Source organism: Albimonas marina (genome assembly GCF_029223255.1).
Lineage (GTDB): Bacteria > Pseudomonadota > Alphaproteobacteria > Rhodobacterales > Rhodobacteraceae > Albimonas.
Genome location: NZ_JARHUC010000009.1, coordinates 50,405 through 73,269, shown reverse-complemented (window position 1 = coordinate 73,269; position 22,865 = coordinate 50,405). Strand labels below are relative to the sequence as shown.

General features: G+C 72.6%; 21 protein-coding genes. 9 read left to right on the top strand and 12 right to left on the bottom strand.

Annotation, left to right across the window (positions count from 1 at the left end):
- Positions 1–8: 8 nt before the first annotated feature.
- The 4 genes from P2H44_RS21570 to P2H44_RS21555 form a co-directional block, all read right to left on the bottom strand.
- Entirely contained in the window at positions 9–737 is a 729-nt protein-coding gene (locus P2H44_RS21570; protein WP_275766998.1) for a GntR family transcriptional regulator, read from the bottom strand.
- Between the two features lie 299 nt (positions 738–1,036).
- Positions 1,037–2,125 carry a quaternary amine ABC transporter ATP-binding protein gene (locus P2H44_RS21565; protein ID WP_275766996.1) on the bottom strand — a complete coding sequence of 363 codons (1,089 nt, stop codon included), beginning with the start codon at positions 2,123–2,125 and terminating at the stop codon, positions 1,037–1,039.
- A gap of 13 nt (positions 2,126–2,138) precedes the next feature.
- A complete protein-coding gene (locus P2H44_RS21560; protein WP_275766994.1) occupies positions 2,139–3,191 on the bottom strand; it encodes an ABC transporter permease in 1,053 nt (350 codons plus the stop codon).
- Positions 3,192–3,325: 134 nt separating this feature from the next.
- Positions 3,326–4,294 (bottom strand): glycine betaine ABC transporter substrate-binding protein, encoded by a 969-nt coding sequence (locus tag P2H44_RS21555; RefSeq protein ID WP_275766993.1) that lies wholly within the window; start codon positions 4,292–4,294, stop codon positions 3,326–3,328.
- A gap of 395 nt (positions 4,295–4,689) precedes the next feature.
- Between P2H44_RS21555 and coxB the strand changes: the two genes are divergently transcribed.
- Genes coxB through P2H44_RS21530 form a run of 5 tightly spaced genes read left to right on the top strand, consistent with a single transcriptional unit; the run spans position 4,690 to position 10,479 of the window.
- Positions 4,690–5,760, top strand: coding sequence for a cytochrome c oxidase subunit II (coxB, locus tag P2H44_RS21550; protein ID WP_275766990.1), 1,071 nt, complete (start codon positions 4,690–4,692; stop codon positions 5,758–5,760).
- A gap of 6 nt (positions 5,761–5,766) precedes the next feature.
- Positions 5,767–8,295 carry a cytochrome c oxidase subunit I gene (gene ctaD, locus P2H44_RS21545; RefSeq protein WP_275766988.1) on the top strand — a complete coding sequence of 843 codons (2,529 nt, stop codon included), beginning with the start codon at positions 5,767–5,769 and terminating at the stop codon, positions 8,293–8,295.
- The gene (locus P2H44_RS21540) at positions 8,292–8,753 is read left to right on the top strand and encodes a hypothetical protein (protein ID WP_275766986.1); all 462 of its coding nucleotides are present in this window, start codon (positions 8,292–8,294) and stop codon (positions 8,751–8,753) included. Before ctaD ends, P2H44_RS21540 begins: the two co-directional genes overlap by 4 nt.
- Entirely contained in the window at positions 8,750–9,382 is a 633-nt protein-coding gene (locus P2H44_RS21535) for a cytochrome c oxidase assembly protein (protein ID WP_275766984.1), read from the top strand. The genes P2H44_RS21540 and P2H44_RS21535 overlap by 4 nt, the downstream gene beginning before the upstream one ends.
- Entirely contained in the window at positions 9,376–10,479 is a 1,104-nt protein-coding gene (locus tag P2H44_RS21530) for a c-type cytochrome (protein WP_275766982.1), read from the top strand. Before P2H44_RS21535 ends, P2H44_RS21530 begins: the two co-directional genes overlap by 7 nt.
- A gap of 55 nt (positions 10,480–10,534) precedes the next feature.
- On the opposite strand, the gene P2H44_RS21525 is transcribed toward P2H44_RS21530, so the two are convergent.
- The 5 genes from P2H44_RS21525 to uraD form a co-directional block, all read right to left on the bottom strand.
- Positions 10,535–12,121, bottom strand: a complete 1,587-nt coding sequence (locus P2H44_RS21525; protein WP_275766981.1) for a GMC family oxidoreductase — start codon at positions 12,119–12,121, stop codon at positions 10,535–10,537.
- A gap of 161 nt (positions 12,122–12,282) precedes the next feature.
- The gene (locus tag P2H44_RS21520; RefSeq protein WP_275766979.1) at positions 12,283–13,269 is read right to left on the bottom strand and encodes a Bug family tripartite tricarboxylate transporter substrate binding protein; all 987 of its coding nucleotides are present in this window, start codon (positions 13,267–13,269) and stop codon (positions 12,283–12,285) included.
- A gap of 56 nt (positions 13,270–13,325) precedes the next feature.
- Positions 13,326–14,849, bottom strand: a complete 1,524-nt coding sequence (locus tag P2H44_RS21515; RefSeq protein ID WP_275766977.1) for a tripartite tricarboxylate transporter permease — start codon at positions 14,847–14,849, stop codon at positions 13,326–13,328.
- Between the two features lie 3 nt (positions 14,850–14,852).
- On the bottom strand, positions 14,853–15,320 hold the full coding sequence (locus tag P2H44_RS21510) for a tripartite tricarboxylate transporter TctB family protein (RefSeq protein ID WP_275766975.1): 468 nt from the start codon (positions 15,318–15,320) through the stop codon (positions 14,853–14,855).
- A gap of 2 nt (positions 15,321–15,322) precedes the next feature.
- Complete coding sequence (gene uraD / locus P2H44_RS21505) at positions 15,323–16,210, bottom strand: 2-oxo-4-hydroxy-4-carboxy-5-ureidoimidazoline decarboxylase (protein WP_275766973.1); 888 nt, start codon at positions 16,208–16,210, stop codon at positions 15,323–15,325.
- A gap of 109 nt (positions 16,211–16,319) precedes the next feature.
- On the opposite strand from uraD, the gene P2H44_RS21500 reads away from it, so the two are divergent.
- Entirely contained in the window at positions 16,320–17,279 is a 960-nt protein-coding gene (locus tag P2H44_RS21500; RefSeq protein ID WP_275766971.1) for a LysR family transcriptional regulator, read from the top strand.
- On the top strand, positions 17,276–17,770 hold the full coding sequence (locus tag P2H44_RS21495; protein WP_275766970.1) for a nucleoside deaminase: 495 nt from the start codon (positions 17,276–17,278) through the stop codon (positions 17,768–17,770). The genes P2H44_RS21500 and P2H44_RS21495 overlap by 4 nt, the downstream gene beginning before the upstream one ends.
- Before the next feature lie 36 nt (positions 17,771–17,806).
- Here P2H44_RS21495 and P2H44_RS21490 read toward each other — a convergent pair whose 3' ends face one another.
- The 3 genes from P2H44_RS21490 to P2H44_RS21480 form a co-directional block, all read right to left on the bottom strand.
- Positions 17,807–19,366, bottom strand: a complete 1,560-nt coding sequence (locus P2H44_RS21490; RefSeq protein ID WP_275766968.1) for an amidohydrolase family protein — start codon at positions 19,364–19,366, stop codon at positions 17,807–17,809.
- 136 nt (positions 19,367–19,502) lie between these two features.
- Positions 19,503–20,609 carry a BMP family ABC transporter substrate-binding protein gene (locus P2H44_RS21485; RefSeq protein ID WP_275766967.1) on the bottom strand — a complete coding sequence of 369 codons (1,107 nt, stop codon included), beginning with the start codon at positions 20,607–20,609 and terminating at the stop codon, positions 19,503–19,505.
- A 112-nt stretch (positions 20,610–20,721) separates the two neighbouring features.
- Complete coding sequence (locus tag P2H44_RS21480) at positions 20,722–21,453, bottom strand: GntR family transcriptional regulator (RefSeq protein WP_275766965.1); 732 nt, start codon at positions 21,451–21,453, stop codon at positions 20,722–20,724.
- A gap of 292 nt (positions 21,454–21,745) precedes the next feature.
- Between P2H44_RS21480 and P2H44_RS21475 the strand changes: the two genes are divergently transcribed.
- On the top strand, positions 21,746–21,913 hold the full coding sequence (locus P2H44_RS21475; protein WP_275766963.1) for a hypothetical protein: 168 nt from the start codon (positions 21,746–21,748) through the stop codon (positions 21,911–21,913).
- Entirely contained in the window at positions 21,910–22,848 is a 939-nt protein-coding gene (locus P2H44_RS21470) for an urea carboxylase-associated family protein (RefSeq protein WP_275766962.1), read from the top strand. The genes P2H44_RS21475 and P2H44_RS21470 overlap by 4 nt, the downstream gene beginning before the upstream one ends.
- Positions 22,849–22,865: the final 17 nt, after the last annotated feature.

Genomic DNA, 22,865 nt, shown 5'->3' with positions numbered 1-22,865 from the left:
GCTCCATCTCAGGACAGCTCCAGGCCGACGTAGCGGGCGAAGGCCTCGATATGGTCGTGGAAGGCCTCGGCCTGGCGGCCGGCCTCGGGTTCGTCTCCGGCGGCGACGGCCTCGCCGATGCGGATGTGGAAGGTGGTGATCTCGGCCGGGTCGAAGCGGTCGGTCCGGGCGTGATGGGCCAGCCAGAAGCGGCGCGAGATGGCGTAGAGCGGCACGATCCCGTTGAGGAACGGGTTGGCGGCGCTCTCCAGCAGCAGGTCGATGAAGGCGCGGTCGTGGCGCAGCACCGGCACGTGGTCGGCCTGCCCGCGCATCCGGCGGAACTCGGCGGCCATGGCCGCGAGGCGCTCGGCCTGCTCGGGCGTCCGGCGGCGGGCGGCGGCGCGGACCATGGCGACTTCGAGGGCGCGGCGGGCCTCGAGGGCACGGAGCTGGGTGTGGACATCGATCTCGCACACCACCATTCCGCGGCGGGGGCGGTTCACCAGGATGCGGTCGGAGGCGAGGCGTTGCAGCGCCTCGCGCACCGGGGTGCGGCCGATGGCCAGGCGCTGGACCAGCGCGGGCTCCGAGACGCGGGCCCCGGGCGCCAGCTCCATCGTCACGATCAGGTCCTCGATGGCGCGGTAGGCGCGGTCGGCGAGGCTTTCGTTCGCGTCCAGCGGGCGAAAGGGCGCGGGCGAGGCCGGGCCGCCGTCCTTAGGCTCGCGCTCGGTCCCGGGCGGGGGCGCGATCATCGGGCCGGCGCCGGCGCTGGGGCGGCGGAGGTGCGCGAGGGGAGGGGCCGGGGGGTCGGCAAGGGCGGGCTCCCAGCGAGGGCGGGGTCCAACGCCGGGAATCGGAGGCGGCGCCGGGGGGCTCCGCAAAGGTGCGGACTTTTGGGGTGCGCCGCAAGAAAATATACGATCCGATGCGTTTCATCTATGAGAGGCTCCGCCGCCCTCCGGCCGGTGCGGCACGCGCGCAAGGAAACGCCCCGCCGCGGGGGCGCGGCGGGGCGTCGGAAGGGCCGGGAGAGCGCCCGGAGGCGCCGCGGTCAGGCGGCGCCGGCGCGCAGGCCGTCCTCGGAGGCGGCGGTGGGCACCAGGGCGCGCACCAGCTCCTGCATGTGCAGCACCCCGACCGGGGCGCCGTCCTTCGTCACCTGGTAATGCAGGCTGGTGTCGCCGCCCGAGAGGGCGATGACGGATTCGAGGTTCGCGTTCTCGTCCAGCGTCCCGTCGGGGGTCTCCAGCGGCGTCGTCGTGCGCTCCATCACCGAGCGCACGCGCAGCACCCGGGCGCGGTTGATGTCCGAGATGAAGTCCACGATGTAGGGGTCGTTGGGATGCAGCAGGATCTCCTGCGGCTCCCCCTGCTGGACCACGCGCCCGTCCTTCAGGATCACCAGGTGGTCGGCGAGCTTCAGCGCCTCGTCGAGGTCGTGGGTGATGAAGACCACGGTCTTCGACAGCTCCTTCTGCAGCTCCAGCAGCAGGTCCTGCATGTCGGTGCGGATCAGCGGGTCAAGGGCGGAGAACGCCTCGTCCATCAGCATGATGTCGCTGTCCGAGGCCAGGGCGCGCGCGATGCCCACCCGCTGCTGCATGCCGCCCGAGAGCTGGGCGGGATAGGCGTTCTCGTAGCCCGCGAGCCCCACCCGGTCGAGCCAGCGCCGCCCCTCGCGGTCGGCGGGGCCGCCGCCCTCGCGCCGGATGCGCCGGGACATGCCGGCGTTTTCCAGCACCGTGCGGTGGGGGAACAGGGCGAACTTCTGGAACACCATCGACATGCGCCGCTTGCGCATCTCGAGCAGGGCCCGGGGGCCCAGCTTCATCACATCCTCGCCGTCCACCAGGATCTCGCCCGCCGTCGGCTCGATCAGGCGGTTGAGGTGGCGGATCAGCGTCGACTTGCCCGAGCCCGACAGGCCCATGATGACGGTGATCTCGCCCGCCTGCATGTCGACGTTGATGTCCTGCAGGCCCAGCACGTGGCCGCGGCTCTCCAGCAGCTCGGCCTTGCCCATGCCGCGGCGCACGGCGGCGAGCGCGCTTTGCGGATCGCCGCCGAAGATCTTGTAGAGCCCGCGGATCGAGACCTTGGGCCGCTCGGAGGAAGGTTGGGCGGAGGAAGACTGGGTCATGATGCGGTCCCCCTCAGCGCTCGGACTTGTCGATGCGCTCGAGCGCGGCCTTGGTCGACCGGTCGAGCACGATGGCCAGCAGCACGATGCACAGGCCCGAGATCAGCCCCACCCCGAGCTCCAGGTTGCGGATGCCGCGCAGCACCAGCACGCCGAGGCCGGGCGCCGAGACCAGCGAGGCGATGACCACCATCGCGAGGCTCATCATGATCGTCTGGTTCACGCCGGCCATGATGTTGGGCAGCGCCAGCGGGATCTGCACGCCGTAGAGCTTCTGGCGCTCGGTCATGCCGAAGGCGTCCGCGGCCTCGATCACGTCCTGGTCAACGAGACGGATGCCGAGGTTGGTCAGCCGGATCACCGGCACGATGGCGTAGAGGATGATGGCGATGCCGTAGAGCTTCGATTCCGTGACCGAGAACAGGAAGATCAGCGGGATCAGGTAGACGAAGGTCGGCAGGGTCTGGAGCATGTCCAGCACCGGCGTCAGCACCCCCTGCAGCCGGTCGTTGCGCGCCATGGCGATGCCGATGGGCACGCCGAGCAGGACGCAGAAGATCGTGCACACGAAGACGATCGACAGGGTCTGCACCGCGTAGTCGAAATGGTCGATCACCGCCATGCCGAGGAAGCTCGCCGCCACCAGGCCGACCACCTTCCACGAGCGCGTCGCGGCCCAGGCCGCCAGCGCCAGCAGCGGGATCAGCACGAACCACGGCAGCCAGGTGAACAGCGCCAGGGATTCGTCGAGCAGGAAGCTCAGCGGCTGGGTGATCGGATCGAGGACCACCTTCAGCGGGTCCTTGATGTCGAGGAACAGCTGCTCGGCGCCCGAGGTGAAGTCCCGCGTGCGGGGGACCGCGTCGCAGGCCCTGTGCAGCTCGTCGAGCGAAGGGAACGGCACCCCGGCCGAGACCGCGTCCGCCGAAGCGTCGGCGTCGCCGCCCGCCGCCTGCGCCTTCTTGCGCGCGAGCAGCTGGGCCATGCTCATCGGCCCTTCCTGCTTGTCCGCGTCGCACCATTCGCGCAGGCCCAGCCCGTCGAACACGCCCGAATAGTAAGCCATGCCGCCCCCCGATGTCGTTCCTGCGCCGGCGCCCGGGCCGCCCGCCGAAGCGGGCGCGGGCGCGCGGATGGCCGCGCGCAGGCCCGCCCCCGCCGGTCAGGCGGAGGCGGCCCCGTCGCGCGGCAGGCCGCGGATCAGAAGAAGCCGCCGAGGGTGGACTTCACGTCCTCCTCGGGGATCCAGCTCATCCACAGCTCCTTCTCGGTGGTCAGGAAGTGGACCGCGGCCTCCTCGGCGGTGGCCTCGTTCTCGTCCATCCAGGCCAGCAGGCCGTTCATCTGGTCGTTGGTGAACGACAGGTTGGTCATGAAGGCCGCCGCCTGGGGGTGCTTCTCGGCGAAGTCGGTGGTGACCACGGTCTTCACCGGGCCGACCGGGTATTCCGACAGGCCCTGGCCGCGGGTCGGGCACTCGGGATCCGTGTCGCACATGTGGATCTTCTCGTTGTAGTCGCCGAGCGAGATCTTGTGCATCGGGTACTTGCCCAGGATCGCGGTCGGACCCCAGTAGTAGCCGAACCACGGCTCCTTGTTCTCGAAGGCCGAGGCGATGGAGGCGGCGAGCGTCTCGCCCGAGCCGTGCTGGAAGATCTCGATGCCGGCCTCCTCAAGCCCCGCGGCCTCGCCCTTGGAGGCGTTGGCGCGCTGGCAGCCCCAGCCCTCGGGGCACTGGTGGAAGCGGTTCCCGACGAGTTCCGGGTTGGCGAGGATGCCCTCCAGCGTCGCGGCCTCGGGGTGCTCGTCGACCACGTACTGCGGGATCCACCAGCCCTCGACCCCGCCGTCGGAGAGGACGTCGGTCAGGGTGGTGATCTTCCCCTCGGCCTGCATCTTCCCGTAGCTCGGCGCGCCGTTGATCCACAGCTCGGTCACGATGTCCGGCTTGCCCGTCTCGGCCACCGAGGCGAGCGCGGGCACGGTCGAGGAGGCGACCAGCGTCACCTCGCATCCGTAGCCCTGTTCGAGCACGAACTCGGCCACGGCGGTGACCACCTGGGAGGATTTCCAGTTCATCTCGGTCATCACCACCTCGCCGCAGTCGGCGGCGGAGGCGGCGAAAGGCATGGCGATGGCGCCGAGTGCGGCGACCGCGATCTTTTTCATGCGTGGCGTCTCCCTGTTTGTTCCCGACGCCCTGACGCAGGCGGCCGCCGGATCCGTCTCGCGCCCCCCGCCACGGCACGGCGACGGACGTTGACTGTGCGCTCAATTAAGATTCAGCGATTTCGTGAAAATCAAGGCCGGAGCGTCAAATCCGACGCATCGGCGTCGCAAACCGCTCGCGATGGGACGGTTTGCGGGCCGATCGCGGCCCATCTCCGCACGGGCGCCGGGGCTCGGCGCCGGTTCGGGCCGCGTGCGCCGCCCCAGTTTCGGCCGGCCCTCGCCACACTCTCAGCCGAAGGCGGGTCGAGGGTCGGCTCGACGGACAGGCTCGCCGAGGAGACGAGGGGATCATCGCGCAGACCATCACCACCGGCCGACGCGCGGGCGCGCGGATGGCGCGCCGGGCCGCGCTGATCGCGGGCGCGACGGCGCTGGCGGCCTGCGACGGGCCGCAGTCGGCGCTGGCGCCCCGCGCGACCCAGGCCGGCGAGGTCGCGGATCTGTTCCTGTGGATGTGCATCGGCGCGGCGGTGATCTGGATCGCGGTGATGGGAGCAGCCGTGCTCGCCGTCGCCCGCCCCGCCCTGCGCGGGGGCGACCGGCGCGCCGACCGGCTGATCGTCTGGGGCGGGGTCGTCTTCCCGACCGTCACGCTCGCGGCCCTGCTGGCCTTCGGCCTGACCCTGCTGCCCGACTGGGCCGACTCCGGCGCCCGCGTGAAGGTCCATGTCACGGGCGAGCAGTTCTGGTGGCGCGTGGAATACGAGGTCGAGGGGCGCGAGGGCCGCGTCCCCTCGGCCAACGAGGTGCGCCTGCCTGCGGGCGAGCCGGTCGAGTTCGTGCTGACCGCCCATGACGTGATCCACTCGTTCTGGATCCCTTCCCTCGCGGGCAAGATGGACATGATCCCCGGCCGCACCACCCGCCTGCTGGTCGAGAACGCCGAGCCCGGCACCTACCGCGGCGTCTGCGCCGAGTTCTGCGGCCCCGCCCACGCCCAGATGGCCTTCGCCGCGGTGGTGATGCCGCCCGAGGAGTTCGACGCCTGGCTGGCCCGGCAGGCGGACCCCGCCGCACCGGGCGGGACCCAGGCGCCGACGCCCGGCGACGCACCGGCCGCCGAGCGGGTCGCGCGCCCCTCCTGGCTCGACGCCCCGTCGGCCCCCGCCCCCGCCGATCCGCAGGCCGCCGCCCGGGGCGCGGAACTGTTCCGCGCCAACGGCTGCGGCGGCTGCCACCGGGTGGCGGGCGTGGTCGAGGCCGGCGCCTCGGGCCCCGACCTGACCCGCTTCGGCGACCGCCTGAGCCTCGGCGCCGGGATCGAGGCCCCCACGCCCGAGCGAATCGCCGCCTGGATCCGAAACCCGCAGGCGATGAAGCCCGGCGCCCGGATGCCCGCCTACGACGCCCTGCCCCCCGAAGAGCTCGCCGCCCTCGCGCGGTGGCTCCACGACCTGCGCTGAGGGCCCATGACCGACGCCTCCCACCCCGAGATGCAGGACGATCCCGCCGTGCGCGCCGCGCAGGAGGCGCGGCTGCGCAAGGCCTGGGCGACGCCGACCGGCTGGCGCTACTGGACCGCGGTGAACAACACCGAGGTCGGGGTCTGGTACACCGGCGCCGCGCTGTTCTTCATGCTGTTCGCCGGCGTGCTGGCGCTGCTGGTGCGCGCGCAGCTCGCCGTGCCCGAGAACGACCTGATCGGCCCCGAGCTCTACAACCAGGCCTTCACCCTGCACGGCACGGCGATGATGTTCCTGTTCGCCGTGCCGATCTTCGAGGCGGTGGCGATCCTGATCCTGCCCGCCCTGCTGGGCGCGCGGGACCTGCCGTTCCCCCGCCTCTCGGCCTTCGGGTTCTGGTGCTACCTGATCGGGGGCGTGTTCGTGTGCGGCTCGATCTTCTTCGGGGTCGCGCCGGACGCGGGGTGGTTCATGTACCCGCCGCTCGCCACCACGCAGGGGGGCGTGGGCGCCGACATCTGGCTGCTGGGGCTGAGCTTCATCGAGGTCGCCTCGATCGCCGCCGCCGTCGAGCTGATCGTGGGCGCGCTCAAGTGCCGCCCGCCGGGGATGCGCATGAACCTCACGCCGCTTTATGCGTGGTACGTGCTGATCGTGGGGGCGATGATCCTGTTCGCCTTCCCGCCCCTGATCGCCGGCGACATCCTGTTCGAGCTCGAGCGGATGTTCGACTGGCCGTTCTTCGACCCGACCCGGGGCGGCGATCCGCTGCTGTGGCAGCACCTGTTCTGGATCTTCGGGCACCCCGAGGTCTACATCATCTTCCTGCCCTCGATCGCGCTGCTGGCGATGATGATCCCCACCTTCGCGGGACGGCCCATCGCGGGCTATTCGTGGATCGTGCTCTCGGCCATGGGGACGGGCTTCATCAGCTTCGGGCTGTGGGTCCACCACATGTTCACCACGGGGCTGCCCTCGATCTCCATCGGCTTCTTCTCGGCGGCGTCCGAGGCGGTCGCGATCCCCACCGGCATCCAGATCTTCGTCTTCATCGCGACGCTGATGCTGGGGACGGTGCGCCGCTCGGTCCCGATGCTGTGGAGCCTGGGCGCGCTGGCGATCTTCGTGATGGGCGGGCTGACGGGGGTGATGGTCGCGGTCGCGCCCTTCGATTTCCAGGCCCACGACAGCTATTTCATCGTGGCCCACCTGCATTTCACCCTGTTCGGAGGGATGCTGTTCCCGCTGGTGGCGGGGGTCCACTACTACTACCCGCTGATCACCGGTCGGATGCTGTCGAACCGGCTGGGGCGGTGGAGCTTCTGGCTGTGCTTCCTCGGCTTCTCGGTCTGCTTCCTGCCGATGCACCTCACGGGCATGCTGGGGATGCCGCGCCGGGTGTGGACCTACGACGCGGACATGGGGTGGAACACGCTCAACGCCGTCTCGACCGCGGGCGCCTTCGTCTTCGCCGCGGGCTTCCTGGTCTTCGTGTGGGACCTGGTGCGCCCCAAGTCCGAGGCCGACCGCGCCCCCCGCAACCCATGGCAGGGCGGCGCGGTGGAGTGGCTGCAGACCTCGCCCCCGGGCGACTGGGGGGTGCGCTGCGTGCCCCAGGTCTCCTCGCGCTATCCGATCTGGGACGACCCCGACTATGTGAAGAACTACGACGAGGGCCGCTTCTACCTGCCCGACGCCGAGGAGGGGCGGCGTGAGACGCTGGTGACCTCGGTCCTCGACGCGGAGCCCGAGCAGGTGCTGCGCGTCGCCGGCCCCTCGACCCTGCCGATCTGGTCGGCGGTCACGCTGGGGGGCGTCTTCATCTTCGCCACCTTCCACTGGTGGTGGCTGACCGGGATCTCGGCCGCGGGCGCGCTGGTCGCGATCCTGCTGTGGGTGTGGACCGGGACGGGCGAGCATCCGGAGAAGGACCGCAAGCCCATCGGGCTGGGCCGCGACGCGCCGCTCTACGTCTCGGGGCCCAAGTCGACGGGGTGGTGGGCGATGTTCATCACCATGCTGGGCGACCTGACCGCCTTCCTGGGCCTGATCTTCGGCCTGTTCTTCTTCTGGACGGTGCATGAGGCGTTCCCGCCCCCCGGCCTGCCCGTGCCCGGCCTCGGCTGGCCCGCCGCGGCGCTGGCGCTGACCGCGACGGCCTGGCTCGCCACCTGGGGCGGGCGACGGGCGAACGCCGCGGGGCGCGTGGCGCTGTTCCGGGCGCTGCTGGGCGTGGCGCTGATCGCGGGGATCGCGGGAGCGGCGGCGCTGGCGCTGGGGCCGTGGACGGCGGGGATGGACCCGACGGCGCACAGCTGGCCCGCCATCGTGTGGACGCTGGTCCTGTGGTCGGGCGCCCATGCCGCGGTGGGGGCGATCATGCAGGCCTTCTGCCTCGTCGCCAGCTTCGCGGGGCGCCTGACGCCCCGCTACGACGCCGACATCCGCAACTCGGAGGTGTTCTGGCACTTCCACGCCTTCGCGGCGATCCTGACCGCCGTCGCCCTCGCCGCCTTCCCGCAGGCCGCGCCATGACCCGCCCCGACGCCCCCGAGACCGAGGCCCCCGCCCCGCGCGACCCCGAGGCCGCCGCCGCCCGCGAAAGCCGCTTCCACGGCGAGGGCGAGGTGCAGCGCCGAGGCCTGTGGCGGGTGGCCACGGGGCCGATCATCTGGGGGGCGCATTTCCTCGCCTGCTACTGGATCGGCGCGGTGTGGTGCGCGCGCGCCGGGCCCGGCGCCTCGCTGGATCCCGCGCGCTGGGCGATCGCGGGGGCGACCGTGGTGGCGATCCTCGCGCTGGGGCTGGTGTTCCGCGCCCTGTGGCGGGTGCGGGGGCTGAGCGTCACCGACGACGACCTGGTCTACGAGGCCGACGACGCCGAGGAGCGCCGGCGCTTCCTCGCCCATGTCTCGATGCTGCTCTGCGTCGTCAGCCTGGTCGCCATCGTCTATTCCGCCCTGCCCGCGGCCCTGCTGGGAACCTGCCGATGAGCGGGCGCGCGGCGCTTCTCGCCGGCCTCGCCGTGCTGGCGCTCGCCTGGGGCGGGCCGCTGCCGCGGCTGGCCGAGGGCAGCTTCCTCGCGCATATGGCGATGCATATGGCGGTGGTGGCGGTCGCGGCCCCGCTGCTGGCGCTGGGATTGGCGCGCCGGGCGGGGGCCGCGGCCCTTCCCGGCTGGGCGCCCGTGGCGGCCTCGGTCGTCGAGCTTGCGGCGATCTGGGCCTGGCACGCGCCGGCGCTGCACACGCTGGCCCGCACGCAGGCCTGGGCGCTGGCGGCCGAGCAGGCGACGTTCCTGGGCGCGGCGCTGGCGGTGTGGACCACGGCGCTGGCGGCGCCCGCCTCCGGTCCCGGCCGCGCTGGGGCGGCGATGGCAGGGGCGGGGGCGCTGCTGTTCACCTCGATGCACATGACCCTGCTGGGGGTGCTGATCGCCCTCTCGCCCCGCGCGATCTGCCTGGCGCAGACGCCGGGCGGCGGGCTCTTCGGCCTCGACCTCCTGCGCGACCAGGAGGTCGGGGGCCTGCTGATGCTGGGCGCGGGCGGGGCGGTCTACCTGGCGGGCGGGCTGGCGCTGGCCGCGCGCCTGCTGCGGCGGGAGGAGAGTCCGGCATGCTAGACCGCACCGTCACCCTGCGCGCGCTGCTGATCGCGGCGCTGATCGCCGCCGCGGCCGGCGCGGCCGCGTTCTGGCTGGGCCTCGCGCCCATCGGGGCGGCGGGGGGCCACTCCAAGCTCGCCGACTGGGTGCTGCACACGGCGATGCGCCGGGCGGTGGCCTTCCACGCGATGGGGACCGAGGTCCCCGACCTCTCGGCCCCCGGCCTCGTGCGCCTGGGCGCGGGGCACTACGAAAGCGGCTGCGCCCCCTGCCACGGCAGCCCGGCCGCGCCCTCGGGCGGGGCCGCGCGGACGATGCTGCCCAAGCCCCCGGATCTGGCGGAGCGGATCGACGACTGGACCCCGGCGCAGCTGCACTGGATCGTCGACCAGGGCGTGATGATGACCGGCATGCCCGCCTGGCCCGCCCGCCATCGCGAGGACGAGGTCTGGCCCGTCGTCGCGTTCCTGCAGGCCCTGCCCGGCATGGACGCCGGGACCTACCGGGCGCTGGCCTACGGCGCGGCGGGGGAGCGCGCCCGCGGCCTCGCCCTGCCCGCCGCCCCGCCGCGCGCCGACTGCGCGCGCTGCCACGGGCCGGACGGCGCCGGGCCGGCGGAGGGCGGGCTGATCCCGCGTCTCGACATCCAGCCCGAGGCGGCGCTGCGCGCGGCGCTGGAGAGCTACGCCGAGGGCGCCCGGGCGAGCGGGATCATGGGTCATGCCGTGGCGGGGCTGGACGCGCAGACGCTGGCGCAACTCGCCGCCGACTACGCCGCCGCGCCGATGGGCGCGGGGCCGGGGATCGGCGCCGCCTCGCCCGAGGCGCTTGCGCTGGGCGAGCGGCTGGCGCGCGAGGGCCTGCCGGACCGCGACGTCGGCGCCTGCCAAGGCTGCCACGCGCCCGAGGCCGGCCAGGGGCGAGAGAGCTTCCCGCGCCTCGCCGGCCAGCACGCGCCCTATCTGGCCGCGCAGCTGCGCCTCTTCGCCTCCGAGCATCCGCGCGGCGGCGGCGCCTTCGCCGCGCTGATGACCCGCGCCACCCATGCGCTGGAGGCCGACGAGATCGAGGCCGTCGCGGCCTGGTACGCCGCCCAGCCCCCCGCCCCGCGCTGAGGGCGCGACGGCGCGCCCCGGGCTGGACCCGGGGCCCCCGGCGCGGCGCCCGCCCTCAGGCGGCGGCGCGGGCCTTCGTCTTCATCCGCTCGGCCAGCGCCTCGCCGATCATCACGCAGGTCATGTGCGTGTTGGCCCGGCAGTCCATCGGCATGATCGAGGCGTCGGCCACCCGCAGCCCCGGCACGCCCTTCACCGTCAGGTCCGGGTTCACCACGCCCTGCGGGTCGTTGAAGGCGCTCATCCGGCAGGTGCCGGCGGCGTGCTGGATGTCGCCCACCTGGCGCAGGATCAGCGCGTCGAGCTCGGCGTCGGGCAGGTCGGCGGCGGTCTCGATGTCGATCCCGCTCTCGGAGATCATGATCGCCTGCGCGATGTCGCGCAGGGCCGGGCGGCGGGCCATCTCGCGCACCCGGCGCACGGCGTCGCGCATCCGCAGCATGTCGCGGGGGTCGGAGAGCATGTTCTCCTCGACCACCGGATCGTCCTCAGGGCGCGCGGACTTCAGCGTCACCTCCCCGCGGGAGAAGGCGTCGAAGAGGCCGATGCCCACGGCGCCGTCGGCGTTGCCGCCCGTCCCCTCGATGTCGCGATGGTTGAAGCCGATCAGGATCATGTCCCGCACCCCGCCTTCGCCCAGCCCTGAGGAGTAGGTGACGCAGCAGTTGGTGTGCCGCTGGTCGGGGTCCCTGGGCGCATGCTCGGGCTTCATCACCACCTTCACCCGCAGCATCGGGTGGTCCATGAAGTTGCGCCCGACGTCGGGAAGCTCCCGCTTCACCTCGATGCCGTGGGCGCGCAGGTGCAGGCTGGGCCCGAGGCCCGAGCGCATCAGGATCGCGGGGGAATGGACGGCGCCGGCGCACAGCACCACCTCCGCCCCCCGGAAGGTGCGCCGCTCGCCCTCGATCAGCGCCTCGACCCCCGTGGCGCGGCCGTCCTCGATCAGCACCCGGTCGACCAGCGCGCCGCCCTGGATCGTGAGGTTGGCGCGGCCGCGGGCGGGTTCGAGATAGCCGTCGTTGGTGGTCACCCGCTCCAGCCCGCGGCTGTTGATCGGATAGCAGGAGACCCCCTCCCCGTCAGGGGCGTTGAGGTCGGGGTTCCACGGGTGCCCGCAGTCGAGGGCGGCGTCGCGCAGCGCCTTGTCGATCGGGCCCCAGGTCTCCTGCGGGGCGCGGTAGATGGGCAGCGGGCCGCCCTGGCCGTGGTGGTTCACGCCCGCCATCTCGGGGTCGTGCTCCATCTTCGCGAACAGCGGCAGGACGTCGGCGGCGCTCCAACCCTCGCAGCCCGCGGCGGCCCAGGCGTCGAAGGCCGCGCCCACGCCCCAGATCGCGATCTGGGCGTTGACCAGCGAGCTGCCCCCCAGCCCCCGGCCGCGCCAGTAGTGCCGCGGCTCCTGCACCGCGGTGCGCCGGCTCCAGACGCCGGGCCACTGCCAGGCGGCCTGGTGATCGGGCTGGAACATGAAGGGGAAGATGTTGGCCGAGCGCGCGGCGCGGGGCGCCTGGTCGGCGCGCCAGTCGGCGCCCGCCTCCAGCAGCAGGACGCGACGGTCGGGATCCTCGGACAGGCGCCCCGCCAGCGCCGCCCCGGCCGACCCGGCCCCGACGACGATCACGTCGTGCATCTCGCTCATGCCTCTTCGCTCCTCGCTGCTTGAGAAGGCGCATGTTGGCGGCGGGCCCGGCGCGGACGCCATGTGCCGAGATCGCGCAGGCGAGGGCCCGGAACGGCCGCGGGGCGGCCGTCCGCCGACGGCCGCCCCGCGGTCCCTTTCGCGCGCCGCTCAGGCGCGGCTCACTTGCCCTGCACGCCGGCCGCTATGATCAGCGGCTTCCACACGCCCATCGAGGTCTCGACGAAGGCGGCGTAGTCGGCCGAGGACATCTCGCGCGTCGTCACGCCGAGGTCGGTCAGCTGGGCCTGCACCTCGGGCAGCGCGATCACGGCCAGCACCGTGTCGTGGATCTTCGCGGCCGTCTCGTCCGGGATCCCCGCCGGGCCCGTCAGGCCCACCCAGTTCTCGATCACGATGTCGAAGCCCTGCTCCTTGAACGTGGGCACGTCGGGGGTGACCGAGGAGCGGGTCTCGGAGGCGATGGCGATGGCGACCGCCTCGCCGTCCTCGATCATCGGGGCGTTCTGGGCGACCATGTCGTAGAACGTGTCCAGCACCCCGGCGCGGAAGTCCTGGATGGCGGGCGCCGAGCCCTGGTAGGGGATGTGCAGCGTCTCGACCCCCAGCGCCCCGTCCACGGCCTTGCCCAGGATGTGCGAGATCGAGCCGATCCCCGAGGAGCCGTAGGAGATCGAGTGATCCTTCGCGGCCGCCTGGAACTCGGCGACCGTCGCGATGCCGCTGTCGGGCTTCACGAACAGGCCGGGGGCCGAGGCGCCGATGTAGGCGACATGGCTGAAGTCGCCCATCGGGTCGTAGGGCAGGCTCGCGAACTGGGTGGGCGCGATGGTGAAGGGCGCGTTGTTCGCGATCATCAGCACCGTGCCGTCGGGGTCCTGCTTGGCCACGTAGTCGGCCGCGACCGTGCCGGCGGCGCCGGGGCGGTTGTCGACGACGGCCTTCTGCCCGAACGCCTCGTCAAGGTGCTTGGCCAGCAGGCGCGCCACCAGGTCCGAGGTCCCGCCCGGCGGGAAGGTGACGACGATGCGCACCGGCTCCTCGGACCAGGCGCCGGGCTCGGCGGCGGCCAGGGCGGGAAGCGAGACCGCGAGCGTCGCGGCCAGGCCGACGCCGAACGCGGCGCGGCGGGTCAGGGTCTTGGACATGGTCGTCCCTTTCGTCGGAGGCGCGGCGCGCGCGCGGGGTCGGAAGGCGGAAAAGCTCATTCGTCGGCGGGCAGGCCCGCCATCCGCAGCCGGCGCCGGGCGCGCAGCCCGGACGCGAGGCCGAAGACCATGATCGCGACGGTCGCCGCGATCAGCGCGGCCGAGATCGGCCGCTCGAGGAACACCATCGGGTCCCCGCGCGAGAGCAGCATGGCGCGGCGCAGCTGCTCCTCCATCATCGGGCCGAGGACGAAGCCGATCAGCAGGGGCGCCGGCTCGAACCGGAACAGGCGCATCAGGTAGCCGGCGATCCCGAAGACCAGCGTCAGCCAGATGTCGAAGACGTTGTTGTTCAGCGAATAGACGCCGATGCAGATCAGCACGATGATCGTGGGGTACATGTAGCGGTAGGGGATCTGCAGCAGCTTCACCCACATGCCGATCAGCGGCACGTTGAGGATCAGAAGGATCACGTTGCCGACCAGGAAGCTGGCGACCAGCCCCCAGAACAGGTCGGCGTGGTCGGTCAGGATCCGCGGACCCGGAGTGATGCCGTGGATCATCAGCGCCCCGATCACCATCGCCATCGAGGCCGAGCCGGGAACCCCCAGCGTCAGGGTGGGAATGAAGGCGGTCTGGGTGGCGGCGTTGTTGGCGCTCTCGGGCACCGTCACACCCTCGATCGCCCCCTGCCCGAAGCGGGCGCGGGAGGGGGAGATCTTCTTCTCCACTGCGTAGCCCACCGCCGAGGCGACCGTCTGCCCCGTCCCCGGCAGGGCGCCGAAGAAGCTGCCGATGGCGCCGCCCCGCCAGATCGGGCCGACCATCGCGCGCCACTCGGCGCGGGTCGGACGCATGCGCCGGCCGTACTCGACCGCCTGCGTGGCCTTGCCGCCGCCGGCGTTGGCGCGGATCGAGGCGATCAGCTCCCCCACCCCGAACAGGCCCATGGCCACGATCACCAGGTTCACGCCGTCGCGCAGCTCGGGGATGCCCAGGGTGAAGCGCAGGTCGCCGGTGGTCAGGTCGATGCCCACCGTGCCCAGCATCAGCCCGAGCGTGACCATCGCCACGCCCTTCACCGCGCCGCCGTTCGACACCGCCGAGGCCGCCACCAGCCCCAGCAGGATCACCGAGAAATACTCCGCCGGCCCGAAGTTCAGCGCCAGCCGCGCCAGCCCCGGCGACAGCGCGGCCATCACCACCATCCCGATCATCCCGCCCCCGAAGGAGGCGATGGAGGTCGCGAACAGCGCCAGCCCCGCCTGCCCGTTCTTCGCCATCGGGTAGCCGTCGATGCAGGTGATCGAGGACGAGGGCGTGCCGGGAATGTTCATCAGGATCGAGGCGATGGAGCCGCCGTACTCGGCCCCGTAGTAGACCCCCGCGATCATCACCAGCGCCGTCGTCGGCTCGAGATAGAAGCTCAGCGGCAGGATCATCGCGATGGCGGCCATCGAGCCGATGCCCGGCAACACCCCGATGAAGGTGCCCAGGAAGCAGCCGATGAAGCAGTAGAGCAGGTTCTGCGGCTGCAGCACCGTGGCGAGCCCGCCGGCGAAGGAGGAGAGGACGTCCATGGCTCAGATCCCCGCGATCGCCTTGAAGGGAAGTCCCAGCGCCTGGATGAACAGGAGCCACGATCCCAGCGCCACGGCCGCGCCCAGCGCCGCCTTGCCGGGGAAGGGGAGCGAGCGGTCGGGGACCGAGGCCACCACCGTCGTCAGGAACGCCGCCGGAACCAGCCCCAGCCGGTCGGCGGTCGCCGCGAAGACCGCCAGCGCCGCGGCGATGGCCGCGAAGGAGATCCAGTCCGGCCGCTCGGCCAGGCCGGGGTCGGCGAGGTCCTGGACCAGGATCGCCACGCACAGGCCCGCCAGGATCAGCCCGGTGAAGAAGGGGAAGGCGCCGGTGCCGGGGCGGAACAGGACGCCCAGCCCCAGCTCCAGCCCGCCGACCATGAAGCAGATCGCCAGCCCGATCAGGAACAGCGCGCCCGCCGCGCCCCAGTGGGCGCGCAGGCGGCGGGGGGATCGCGTCTCCTGCGCCATGCTCACAACCCTCCCCGGAACAGCGAGTAGCCCCAGGCGGTGAACTTGAAGGGCAGGTGATAGTGCTGGGCGGGCTCGGGCACGCCGAAGTCGTAGCGCACGGTCTCGAGGAACCCCGCGTCGGCGCTCTCGCCCCCGCGGGCGCGGAAATAGGCGCCGACCTCGAACTCGGCCAGGTAGCGCCCGGCCTCGATCCCCTCGCCCTGCACGGTGGGGTGATCGAAGAGGCCGGTCTGGCCGCAGCGTCCCTCGGCCAGCACCGCGGGATCGCCGGGGGCCACGCGGATCAGGCGCACCTCCAGCCCCTCCGCCGGGCGGCCGGAGGCGACGTCGACCGCGTGGATCGAGACGCCGCCGGCGTTGGAGCCCGCCGCCGGAGCCTCGCTCGCCGCCAGCACCCGCGCGCGGCAGACCGAGGCGATCTCCTCCCGCGCGGCGGCGATCTCGTCCTCCCGCGCGGCGTCGAGGCGCCGCTCGAAATTCGCCAGCACGCTCTCGAGGTCGGCGTGGCGATGCAGCGCCACGATGTAGGGGAAGCCGAAGCGGGCGCGGTAGCGCCGGTTCAGCTCCGCCAGCCGCGCGGCGACCGGCGCGGCAGGGTCGGTCAGGCCCAGGCGGCCCTGCTCGGTCTGCGAGGCCGGCGTCATCTCGTCCGGCGCGGGCGGCGCAAGTTCGGGGTGGCCGCGGAACAGCTCCAGCGTCTCCGCCTCGGTCAGCTCGAACAGCGCCGCGCGCAGGGCCGCGGCCAGCGCCGGGGCGTCGGCGAAGGGACGGCGGCGGGCGGCGCGGGCGGCGACCTCGGGCGAGCGCTCGATGAAGGGCAGCAGCAGCGCCTGCGCCGCCCGGTCGTCGGCGCCGTTGATCGCGTCGAGGTCGATGGTCGGCGTCATCCCGGGCGTCCCGTCCTTGCTGCGGATGCGAAAACGGTAGCCGCGGATTGGATTGCCATCCATGTCGAAATACGCAACTGTCCATTCTCGTTTTGCGAATGGAGCGCCGATGTCCCTCCACCTGCTGCCCCGGCCGCTGCGCTACATCGAGGCGGTGGCCGAGCATGGCTCGGTCCAGGGCGCCTCGCGCGCGCTGGGGATCGCGGCCTCGGCCATCGACCGGCACATCCACGCGATGGAGGAGGCGAGCCAGACGCCCCTGTTCGAGCGCCTGCCCCGCGGCATGCGCCCCACCGCGGCCGGCGAGGCGGTGATCGTCATGGCCCGCCGCTGGCGCGCCGACGCCGAGCGGCTGGACGACGGCCTGCGCGAGATGCGCGGGCAGGAGCGCGGGACGGTGCGCCTCGCGGCCATGGACAGCCTGGCGAACGGCCTGCTGCCGGAACTGGCGGCGTGGCTGCAGGAGACGCACCCCCGCATCCAGCTCGCCTGCGACGTGCTGACCCCGCCCGAGGCCGGGCGCGCGCTGGACGAGGGGACGGTGGACCTGGCGCTGGCCTTCAACCTCGCCCCCAACCGCAACCAGCACGCGGCGTGGAGCGCGGACCTGCCCTTCGGCTGCGTGACCGCGCCCCACCATCCGCTGGCGGCGCTGGAGACGCCGACGATGGCCGACCTTGCCCGCCACCCCACCGTCTCGCAATCCGCGGTCCTGCCCAGCCGCCGCTACCTCGAGACGCGCTATGGGTGGCTCTTCGCCGACAACCCGCCGGCGCTGCTGTCGAACTCGCTCCAGCTCCTGAAAAGCTCGCTGGCCGAGGGGCGGCTGGCGATGCTGACCTCCGAGCTCGACGTGCTGCCGGAGATCGAGCGCGGGACGCTGGTCTGGAGACCGTTGCGCGAGCCGGGGCTGCGCCCGCAGACGATCTCGCTCGCCGTGGACGCGCGCCGGCCGCTGACCCGGGCGGCGCGGCTGGTGCTGGACCGGCTGGCCGAGACGGTTCCCGCACGCCTCGCCGCGGCCCGCGCGCTCAGGGCTCCGCAGACGGGAGAGGAGACCGCCCGATGACCACGCCGCAGGACTGGATCGCCCGGGCCGTCGCCCTTTCCGCCACCGCGCTGGAGCGGCCGGGGACCGAGCCCTTCGGCGCCCTGGTGATCCGCGACGGCGAGGTGGTAGGGCGCGGCCTGAACCACTCGCTCGCCCATCTCGACCCCACCTCCCACGGGGAGACCGAGGCGATCCGCGACGCCTGCCGCCGGCTGGGGACGCTCGACCTCTCGGAGTGCGAGATCTACTCGAGCTGCGAGCCCTGCCCCCTGTGCCTCGCCGCCATCGAGATCGCCGGCATCCGCCGCATGGGCTGGGCGCTGGGGCTGGGCGAGGCCAACGCGGCGCTGGCCGCCGTGCCCCCGCAGCTGCGCCGGGCGGGCGACGTGGCCGCGCTGCGCGAGGTCGCCGCCCGGCCGGCCGGCGGCCGCCCGGGCGTGGTGCAGGCGCCGGTCGAGGGCGCGCTCGCGATCCTCGAGCGCTGGGCGGCGGGCCTGCCCCGCCCCTGACCCTGACCTCGGAATAGGTCGTTGCGGCGACCGACCTCAGACGAGGTCGTTGTAGCGGTAGAGCTTCGGATCGTCGGGGAAGCCGCGGCCTCGGTGCTCCTCCTCCAGGTGGGCCACCAGACGGTCGACCTTCGCCCAGGTCTCCGCCTCGGCCTCGGTCTCGGGGCGGGCGAGGATCTCGTCGATCTCGGCCATCACCGCCTCGCGGTCGATGCAGATCGCGCGGCCGCCCTCGACGACCACGCGGCCCCCGACCAGCACCGTCTCGACCGCGGCGCGGGAGCCGCGGTGCAGCACCGCCTCGGCGATCGGGGTGCGGGGGCTGATGCGGGGGCGGCCGATGCGGGCGAGGTCCATCAGCACCACGTCGGCGGCGTAGCCCGGCTCCAGCCGCCCGGCGATGCCGGCGAACCCGGCCGAGGCCGCGCCATGCTCGGAGGCCATCTGCAGGATCGCGGCCGCGTCGGGGCGGTCGGAGAACATGCCCGTCCCCCGGTGCAGCGCCCAGGCGAGCTTCATCTCCACCGTCATGTCGCGGTCGTCGATCAGGTTCGACTGGTCGATGCCCAGCGCCACCTTCGCCCCCCGCGCCCTGAGCGCGTTCACCGGCGCGATCCCCGACGCCAGCCGCAGGCCGGAGGAGGCGTTGTGGCAGATCGTGCAGCCGCAGTCGGCGACGATGTCGAGCTCCGCCTCGCTCATCCAGTTGCCGTGGCCGAGCGTGACGTTCGGGCCCAGCAGGCCCAGGTGGTGGAGGTGCTCCACCGCCCCCCGGCCCAGCCGCTCGCGGGCGAAGTCGCGCTGGCGGCGGGTCTCGAGCAGGTGCATGTGGATCGGCGCGCCGAGGTCGGAGGCGGTCCCGAAGATCGTCTCCAGCGCCGCGTCGCTCAGCCAGTGCAGGTTGGCGGGCGCCAGCGCGGCGCGCACATGCTCGGGCGCCGCCCCCTCCCGCCGGGACTTGAGGCGGGCGAAGAAGTCCATCTGCTCGGCCACCGGCACGCGGGAGGCGGCGAGGCCCGCATCGACCCAGGTCCGCAGGTCCGAGGGCAGGCGGCCGACCACCTCGTCGTCCGGATCGTAGGCCAGCACGTTGCGGTCGCGGATCATCCAGGAGAACGCGGCCCGCATCCCGATCTCGTCATAGGCGTCGAGCACCGCGTCGGCGGTCTCGTCCCAGATCTCGCGATCCGGGGGCAGGTTCGAGAAGATGTGGTGGACGCAGGTCGTCCCGCTCTCGAGCATCTCGATGGCCGAGAACAGGGTGTCGAGGCGCAGGGGCAGCTGGCGCATGGCGCGGAAACGGGGCAGCCACAGCTCCAGCGGGGCGAAGGGGACGCCGGCCATCAGGGGCGTCAGGCCGAAATGGTGGTGCCCGTTGGCGAAGCCGGGCATCGCGACCATGCCGGGGCCGCCGACGCGGGGCAGCCCCTCGCGGCCCTTCGCGATCTCCGCGGCCGGCCCGATCTCGGCGATGCGCCCGCCCTCGATGCGGATCGCGGCGCCCTCCTGCGCGATCATCGCGCCGGCGGCGTCGACGCCGCGCAGGACATGGCCGGCCTCGACGATCAGGTCGGGGGCGGGAAGCTCGGGGGGCATGGCGACGTCTCCTGGCAGGGCGGCGCGCCCGGCGGGCGGGCCGGGCGCGGGCGGGCGTTCGATGCGGCGGAGGCCCCGGGCCGGGCCCGGGGCGCGCCCGTGAGGCGGGGGGCGCGCGAACGGCCCCCGCGGCGGCTCAGATGGTCGAGCCTTCCACGCCCTCGACCAGGTAGTCCATGGCCCAGAGCTTGGGATCGTAGAGCTCCATCGTCGTCTCGGAGATCGTCTTTCCGGTGTTGTCCTTCAGGGGACCGACGAAGATCGGCGCGCCGCCGCGCACCTTCTCCTGCGCCTCCAGCGCGGCCTTGCGGGCGGCCTCGGTCGCGCCGGCGCCGAAGGGCGAGTTCTGGACCATGTCCTTGTCGAAGCCGCCCTCGTTGACGTTGGGCAGCGGCTCGCCCTTCGCGATCAGCTCGGCGTACTGCTTGTAGACGGTGCCCCACTTCAGCTCGGCGCCGGTGATGAAGCCCTTGGGCGCCAGCGGCGACTGGTCGGCGTTGTGGCCCAGGCTCTTCACGCCGCGGGCCTCGGCGGTCTCGACGCAGACCTTGGGGCTGTCGACATGGCAGGCGATCACGTCGCAGCCGGCGTCGACCAGCGCGTTGACCGACTCCGCCTCGCGCACCGGCAGCGACCACTCGCCCGTCATGATCAGCTGCACCTTCGCCTCGGGGTTCACCGAGCGGACGCCCATGGTGAAGGCGTTGATGTTGCGCAGCACGACCGAGATCGGCTTGGCGCCGACGAAGCCGATGCGGTTGGTGGCGGTGGACAGGCCCGCCGCGACGCCGTTCACGTAGTGCGCCTGCTCGATATAGCAGAAGTAGCCGCCCAGGTTCGCCGGGTGCTTGTCGGCCGACCACAGCGAGGTCGGGTGGCGGAACTGCACCTCGGGATACTTCTTCGCCATGTCGATCATGAAGGGATCGAAGTAGCCGAAGGAGGTGGCGAAGATCAGCGAGGCGCCGTCGAGCTCGATCATCGAGCCCATGGTCTTCGACACCGCGACGGACTCGGGCACGTTCTCCTCCTCGACCACGGTCACGCCGGGCAGCTCGCGCACGGCCTGGGCGCCGACCGCGTGGGCCTGGTTCCAGCCGTAGTCGTCGCGGGGGCCGACGTAGATCATGCCGACGACGGTGTCGGCGGCCTTGGCGGAGCGTCCGCCGGCGGCGAGCGCGGCGAGCGAGGCGGCGCCGGCGATGAAGCCGCGGCGGGAGGGCATGAAGGCGGATCGGGTCATGGGCTGTTCCTGCTGGTCAAGCTGAGCTGCGAAGCGAAGGGCCGTCTCTTGCGCCCCTGCCGCGGCGGTCCGTCCCGGGGCGGGAGACGGCGCGATGGGCGGGTCCGGGGGCTCAGTCCGCGCGGCTCCGGCGCAGCGGCGGCGCGCGGGGCGTGTCGAGCTCGTCGGCGTAGCGGGCCAGCAGGGCGCCGAGGTCGGGGGCGGCCTCCGCCTCCGGCGCCAGCGCGCGATCCTCGACCAGGTGCAGGTGGTGGTCCATCAGGCGGGCGGCCTCCTCCGGATCGCCGCGGCGCAGGGCCTCGAGAACGGCGGCATGCTCGTTGACCGAACATTCGGCGGCGTGGGGCCGGCCGTGGACGGCGAGGATCAGCGAGCAGCGCACGACCAGCTGGCCGATCCAGGCCTCCATCAGGCCGTTGCCGGTCAGCTCCGCGATCAGGAGGTGGAACTCCCAGGCGAGGCGCACGCCGGCGCGGTCGTCGCGGGCCTCCATCGCCTTGCGCTCGGCGCGCAGGTGGCCCTCGAGCGCGGCGCCGATCTCGGGGCGCCAGTCCTCGGCGAGGATGCGCAGCGCCTCGCGCTCCAGCGCGCGGCGGACGCGGAAGACGTCGCGGGCTTCCTCGACGGTGGGGCGGGCGACGGTGGCGGTGCGCTTGCCGCCCAACTCCACCAGCCCGTCGGCGTGCAGGCGCTGGAGGGCCTGGCGGACCAGCGTGCGGGAGATGCCGAAGGGCGCGCCGATCTCGTCTTCCGGCAGGCGGGCGCCGGGCTTGAGCTCCTGCTCCAGGATGGCCTGGCGGAGCGCGCGGTAGGCGATCTCGAACCGGGAGGCGGCGACGGGCATGGCGAATCCGTTTCAGCGTCTTTAATGTATACTCTTTTGCATTTCGAAAGAGCGCAAGATGGAATCCCGCAGCGCAGCAACTGCGCGCTCAGGATGCATATGGATTCGTCATATCGAGCCAAGGCGCCCGGATTTGCCCGCGATCTCGCCTGAACCGGCTACGACGCCTGCGTTTCGGGCGGAGATGGCAGACAGAAAGGCTATCCACCTCGATCCGCCGGATCGAACCAGCTTCCCAGCCTCGCAAATCACGTATACAAGATTTCAAACGAATCCCGTACCGGATGCCGCCATGACCGACTCGTCCCCGCGCACCGTCGCGCTGCGCCTGAACCAGCAGCAGATGGAGCTGCTCGACCGCACCCTGCCCCGCGTGGGACTCGACGACCGGGCCGAGCTGGTGCGCCTCGCCCTGCGCGAGGCCGCCGCCGAAGCCGCCGGGAAGGGAGCCGCCGAATGACCCGCACCCTCGTCTCCGACCAGGTGATCGCGCCAGGCGCCGGCAAGGCGATCGAGCTGCTGAAGGGCCAGGTCCTGCGCATCGAGCAGGTCGAGGGCGGCCAGTGCGTCGACTTCAACGCCTTCAACCTGCACGACTACAAGGAGTTCATGCACTGCGGCCGCACCCGCACCGTGCACGGCTTCAACCCCACCGCGGGGACCTTCCTGTGGTCGGCGCCCCCGCGCGAGAACGCGATGATGTACTTCCTCGCCGACACGGTGGGGCGCAACGACGTGCTGTTCCCGCGCTGCTCGGCGTTCCTCTACGAAAGCGCCTACGGCTTCCACGACCACACCAACTGCCACGACATCCAGGCCGAGGCGCAGCGCGAGTACGGGCTGACCCCGGACGACGTGCACGACAGCTTCAACTTCTTCATGTTCACCGAGGTCGAGGTCGGCGGCACGGTGAAGATCGACCGCCAGACCTCGAAGGCCGGGGACTACGTCGAACTGCTGGCGCTGATGGACGTGCTTGCGGTGCCCAACGTCTGCGGGGCGGACGTGATGCGGACCTCGAATTTTTCGCTGAAGCCGATCCGGGTCACCGTGTGGGACGCGTCGGAGGCGGATCTCGCGCAGGTGCCCGCCCTGCCGCGCCTCGCCTCCCAGCGCACGCCGGCGCAGTTCCGCAACGCCGCGATCAAGGCCACGCGGGAGCTGACCCGCGATCCCGACTACACCCCCGCCTTCACCAACACGCCCATCGTCGAGCAGACGCTGGAGGTGGCGCTGAGCGCGGAGGAGGCCGCGATGCTCGACCGCCTGGCGCGGCGCGAGCTCTACGGCGCCGACGACGGCGCGGCCCTGCGGGACATCCTGTTCTCCTGGTGGGAGAGCCGGTTCCTGACCGCCGCCAACGGCGCGCCCTCGATGGAGTCCGACGGCGCCTGACGCGGCGGTCCGCCGGA

Coding starts and splice junctions, on each gene's coding strand:
- P2H44_RS21570 (WP_275766998.1), bottom strand. CDS start 737: ATGATCGCGCCCCCGCCCGGGACCGAGCGCGAGCCTAAGGACGGCGGC.
- P2H44_RS21565 (WP_275766996.1), bottom strand. CDS start 2,125: ATGACCCAGTCTTCCTCCGCCCAACCTTCCTCCGAGCGGCCCAAGGTC.
- P2H44_RS21560 (WP_275766994.1), bottom strand. CDS start 3,191: ATGGCTTACTATTCGGGCGTGTTCGACGGGCTGGGCCTGCGCGAATGG.
- P2H44_RS21555 (WP_275766993.1), bottom strand. CDS start 4,294: ATGAAAAAGATCGCGGTCGCCGCACTCGGCGCCATCGCCATGCCTTTC.
- coxB (WP_275766990.1), top strand. CDS start 4,690: ATGGCGCGCCGGGCCGCGCTGATCGCGGGCGCGACGGCGCTGGCGGCC.
- ctaD (WP_275766988.1), top strand. CDS start 5,767: ATGACCGACGCCTCCCACCCCGAGATGCAGGACGATCCCGCCGTGCGC.
- P2H44_RS21540 (WP_275766986.1), top strand. CDS start 8,292: ATGACCCGCCCCGACGCCCCCGAGACCGAGGCCCCCGCCCCGCGCGAC.
- P2H44_RS21535 (WP_275766984.1), top strand. CDS start 8,750: ATGAGCGGGCGCGCGGCGCTTCTCGCCGGCCTCGCCGTGCTGGCGCTC.
- P2H44_RS21530 (WP_275766982.1), top strand. CDS start 9,376: ATGCTAGACCGCACCGTCACCCTGCGCGCGCTGCTGATCGCGGCGCTG.
- P2H44_RS21525 (WP_275766981.1), bottom strand. CDS start 12,121: ATGAGCGAGATGCACGACGTGATCGTCGTCGGGGCCGGGTCGGCCGGG.
- P2H44_RS21520 (WP_275766979.1), bottom strand. CDS start 13,269: ATGTCCAAGACCCTGACCCGCCGCGCCGCGTTCGGCGTCGGCCTGGCC.
- P2H44_RS21515 (WP_275766977.1), bottom strand. CDS start 14,849: ATGGACGTCCTCTCCTCCTTCGCCGGCGGGCTCGCCACGGTGCTGCAG.
- P2H44_RS21510 (WP_275766975.1), bottom strand. CDS start 15,320: ATGGCGCAGGAGACGCGATCCCCCCGCCGCCTGCGCGCCCACTGGGGC.
- uraD (WP_275766973.1), bottom strand. CDS start 16,210: ATGACGCCGACCATCGACCTCGACGCGATCAACGGCGCCGACGACCGG.
- P2H44_RS21500 (WP_275766971.1), top strand. CDS start 16,320: ATGTCCCTCCACCTGCTGCCCCGGCCGCTGCGCTACATCGAGGCGGTG.
- P2H44_RS21495 (WP_275766970.1), top strand. CDS start 17,276: ATGACCACGCCGCAGGACTGGATCGCCCGGGCCGTCGCCCTTTCCGCC.
- P2H44_RS21490 (WP_275766968.1), bottom strand. CDS start 19,366: ATGCCCCCCGAGCTTCCCGCCCCCGACCTGATCGTCGAGGCCGGCCAT.
- P2H44_RS21485 (WP_275766967.1), bottom strand. CDS start 20,609: ATGACCCGATCCGCCTTCATGCCCTCCCGCCGCGGCTTCATCGCCGGC.
- P2H44_RS21480 (WP_275766965.1), bottom strand. CDS start 21,453: ATGCCCGTCGCCGCCTCCCGGTTCGAGATCGCCTACCGCGCGCTCCGC.
- P2H44_RS21475 (WP_275766963.1), top strand. CDS start 21,746: ATGACCGACTCGTCCCCGCGCACCGTCGCGCTGCGCCTGAACCAGCAG.
- P2H44_RS21470 (WP_275766962.1), top strand. CDS start 21,910: ATGACCCGCACCCTCGTCTCCGACCAGGTGATCGCGCCAGGCGCCGGC.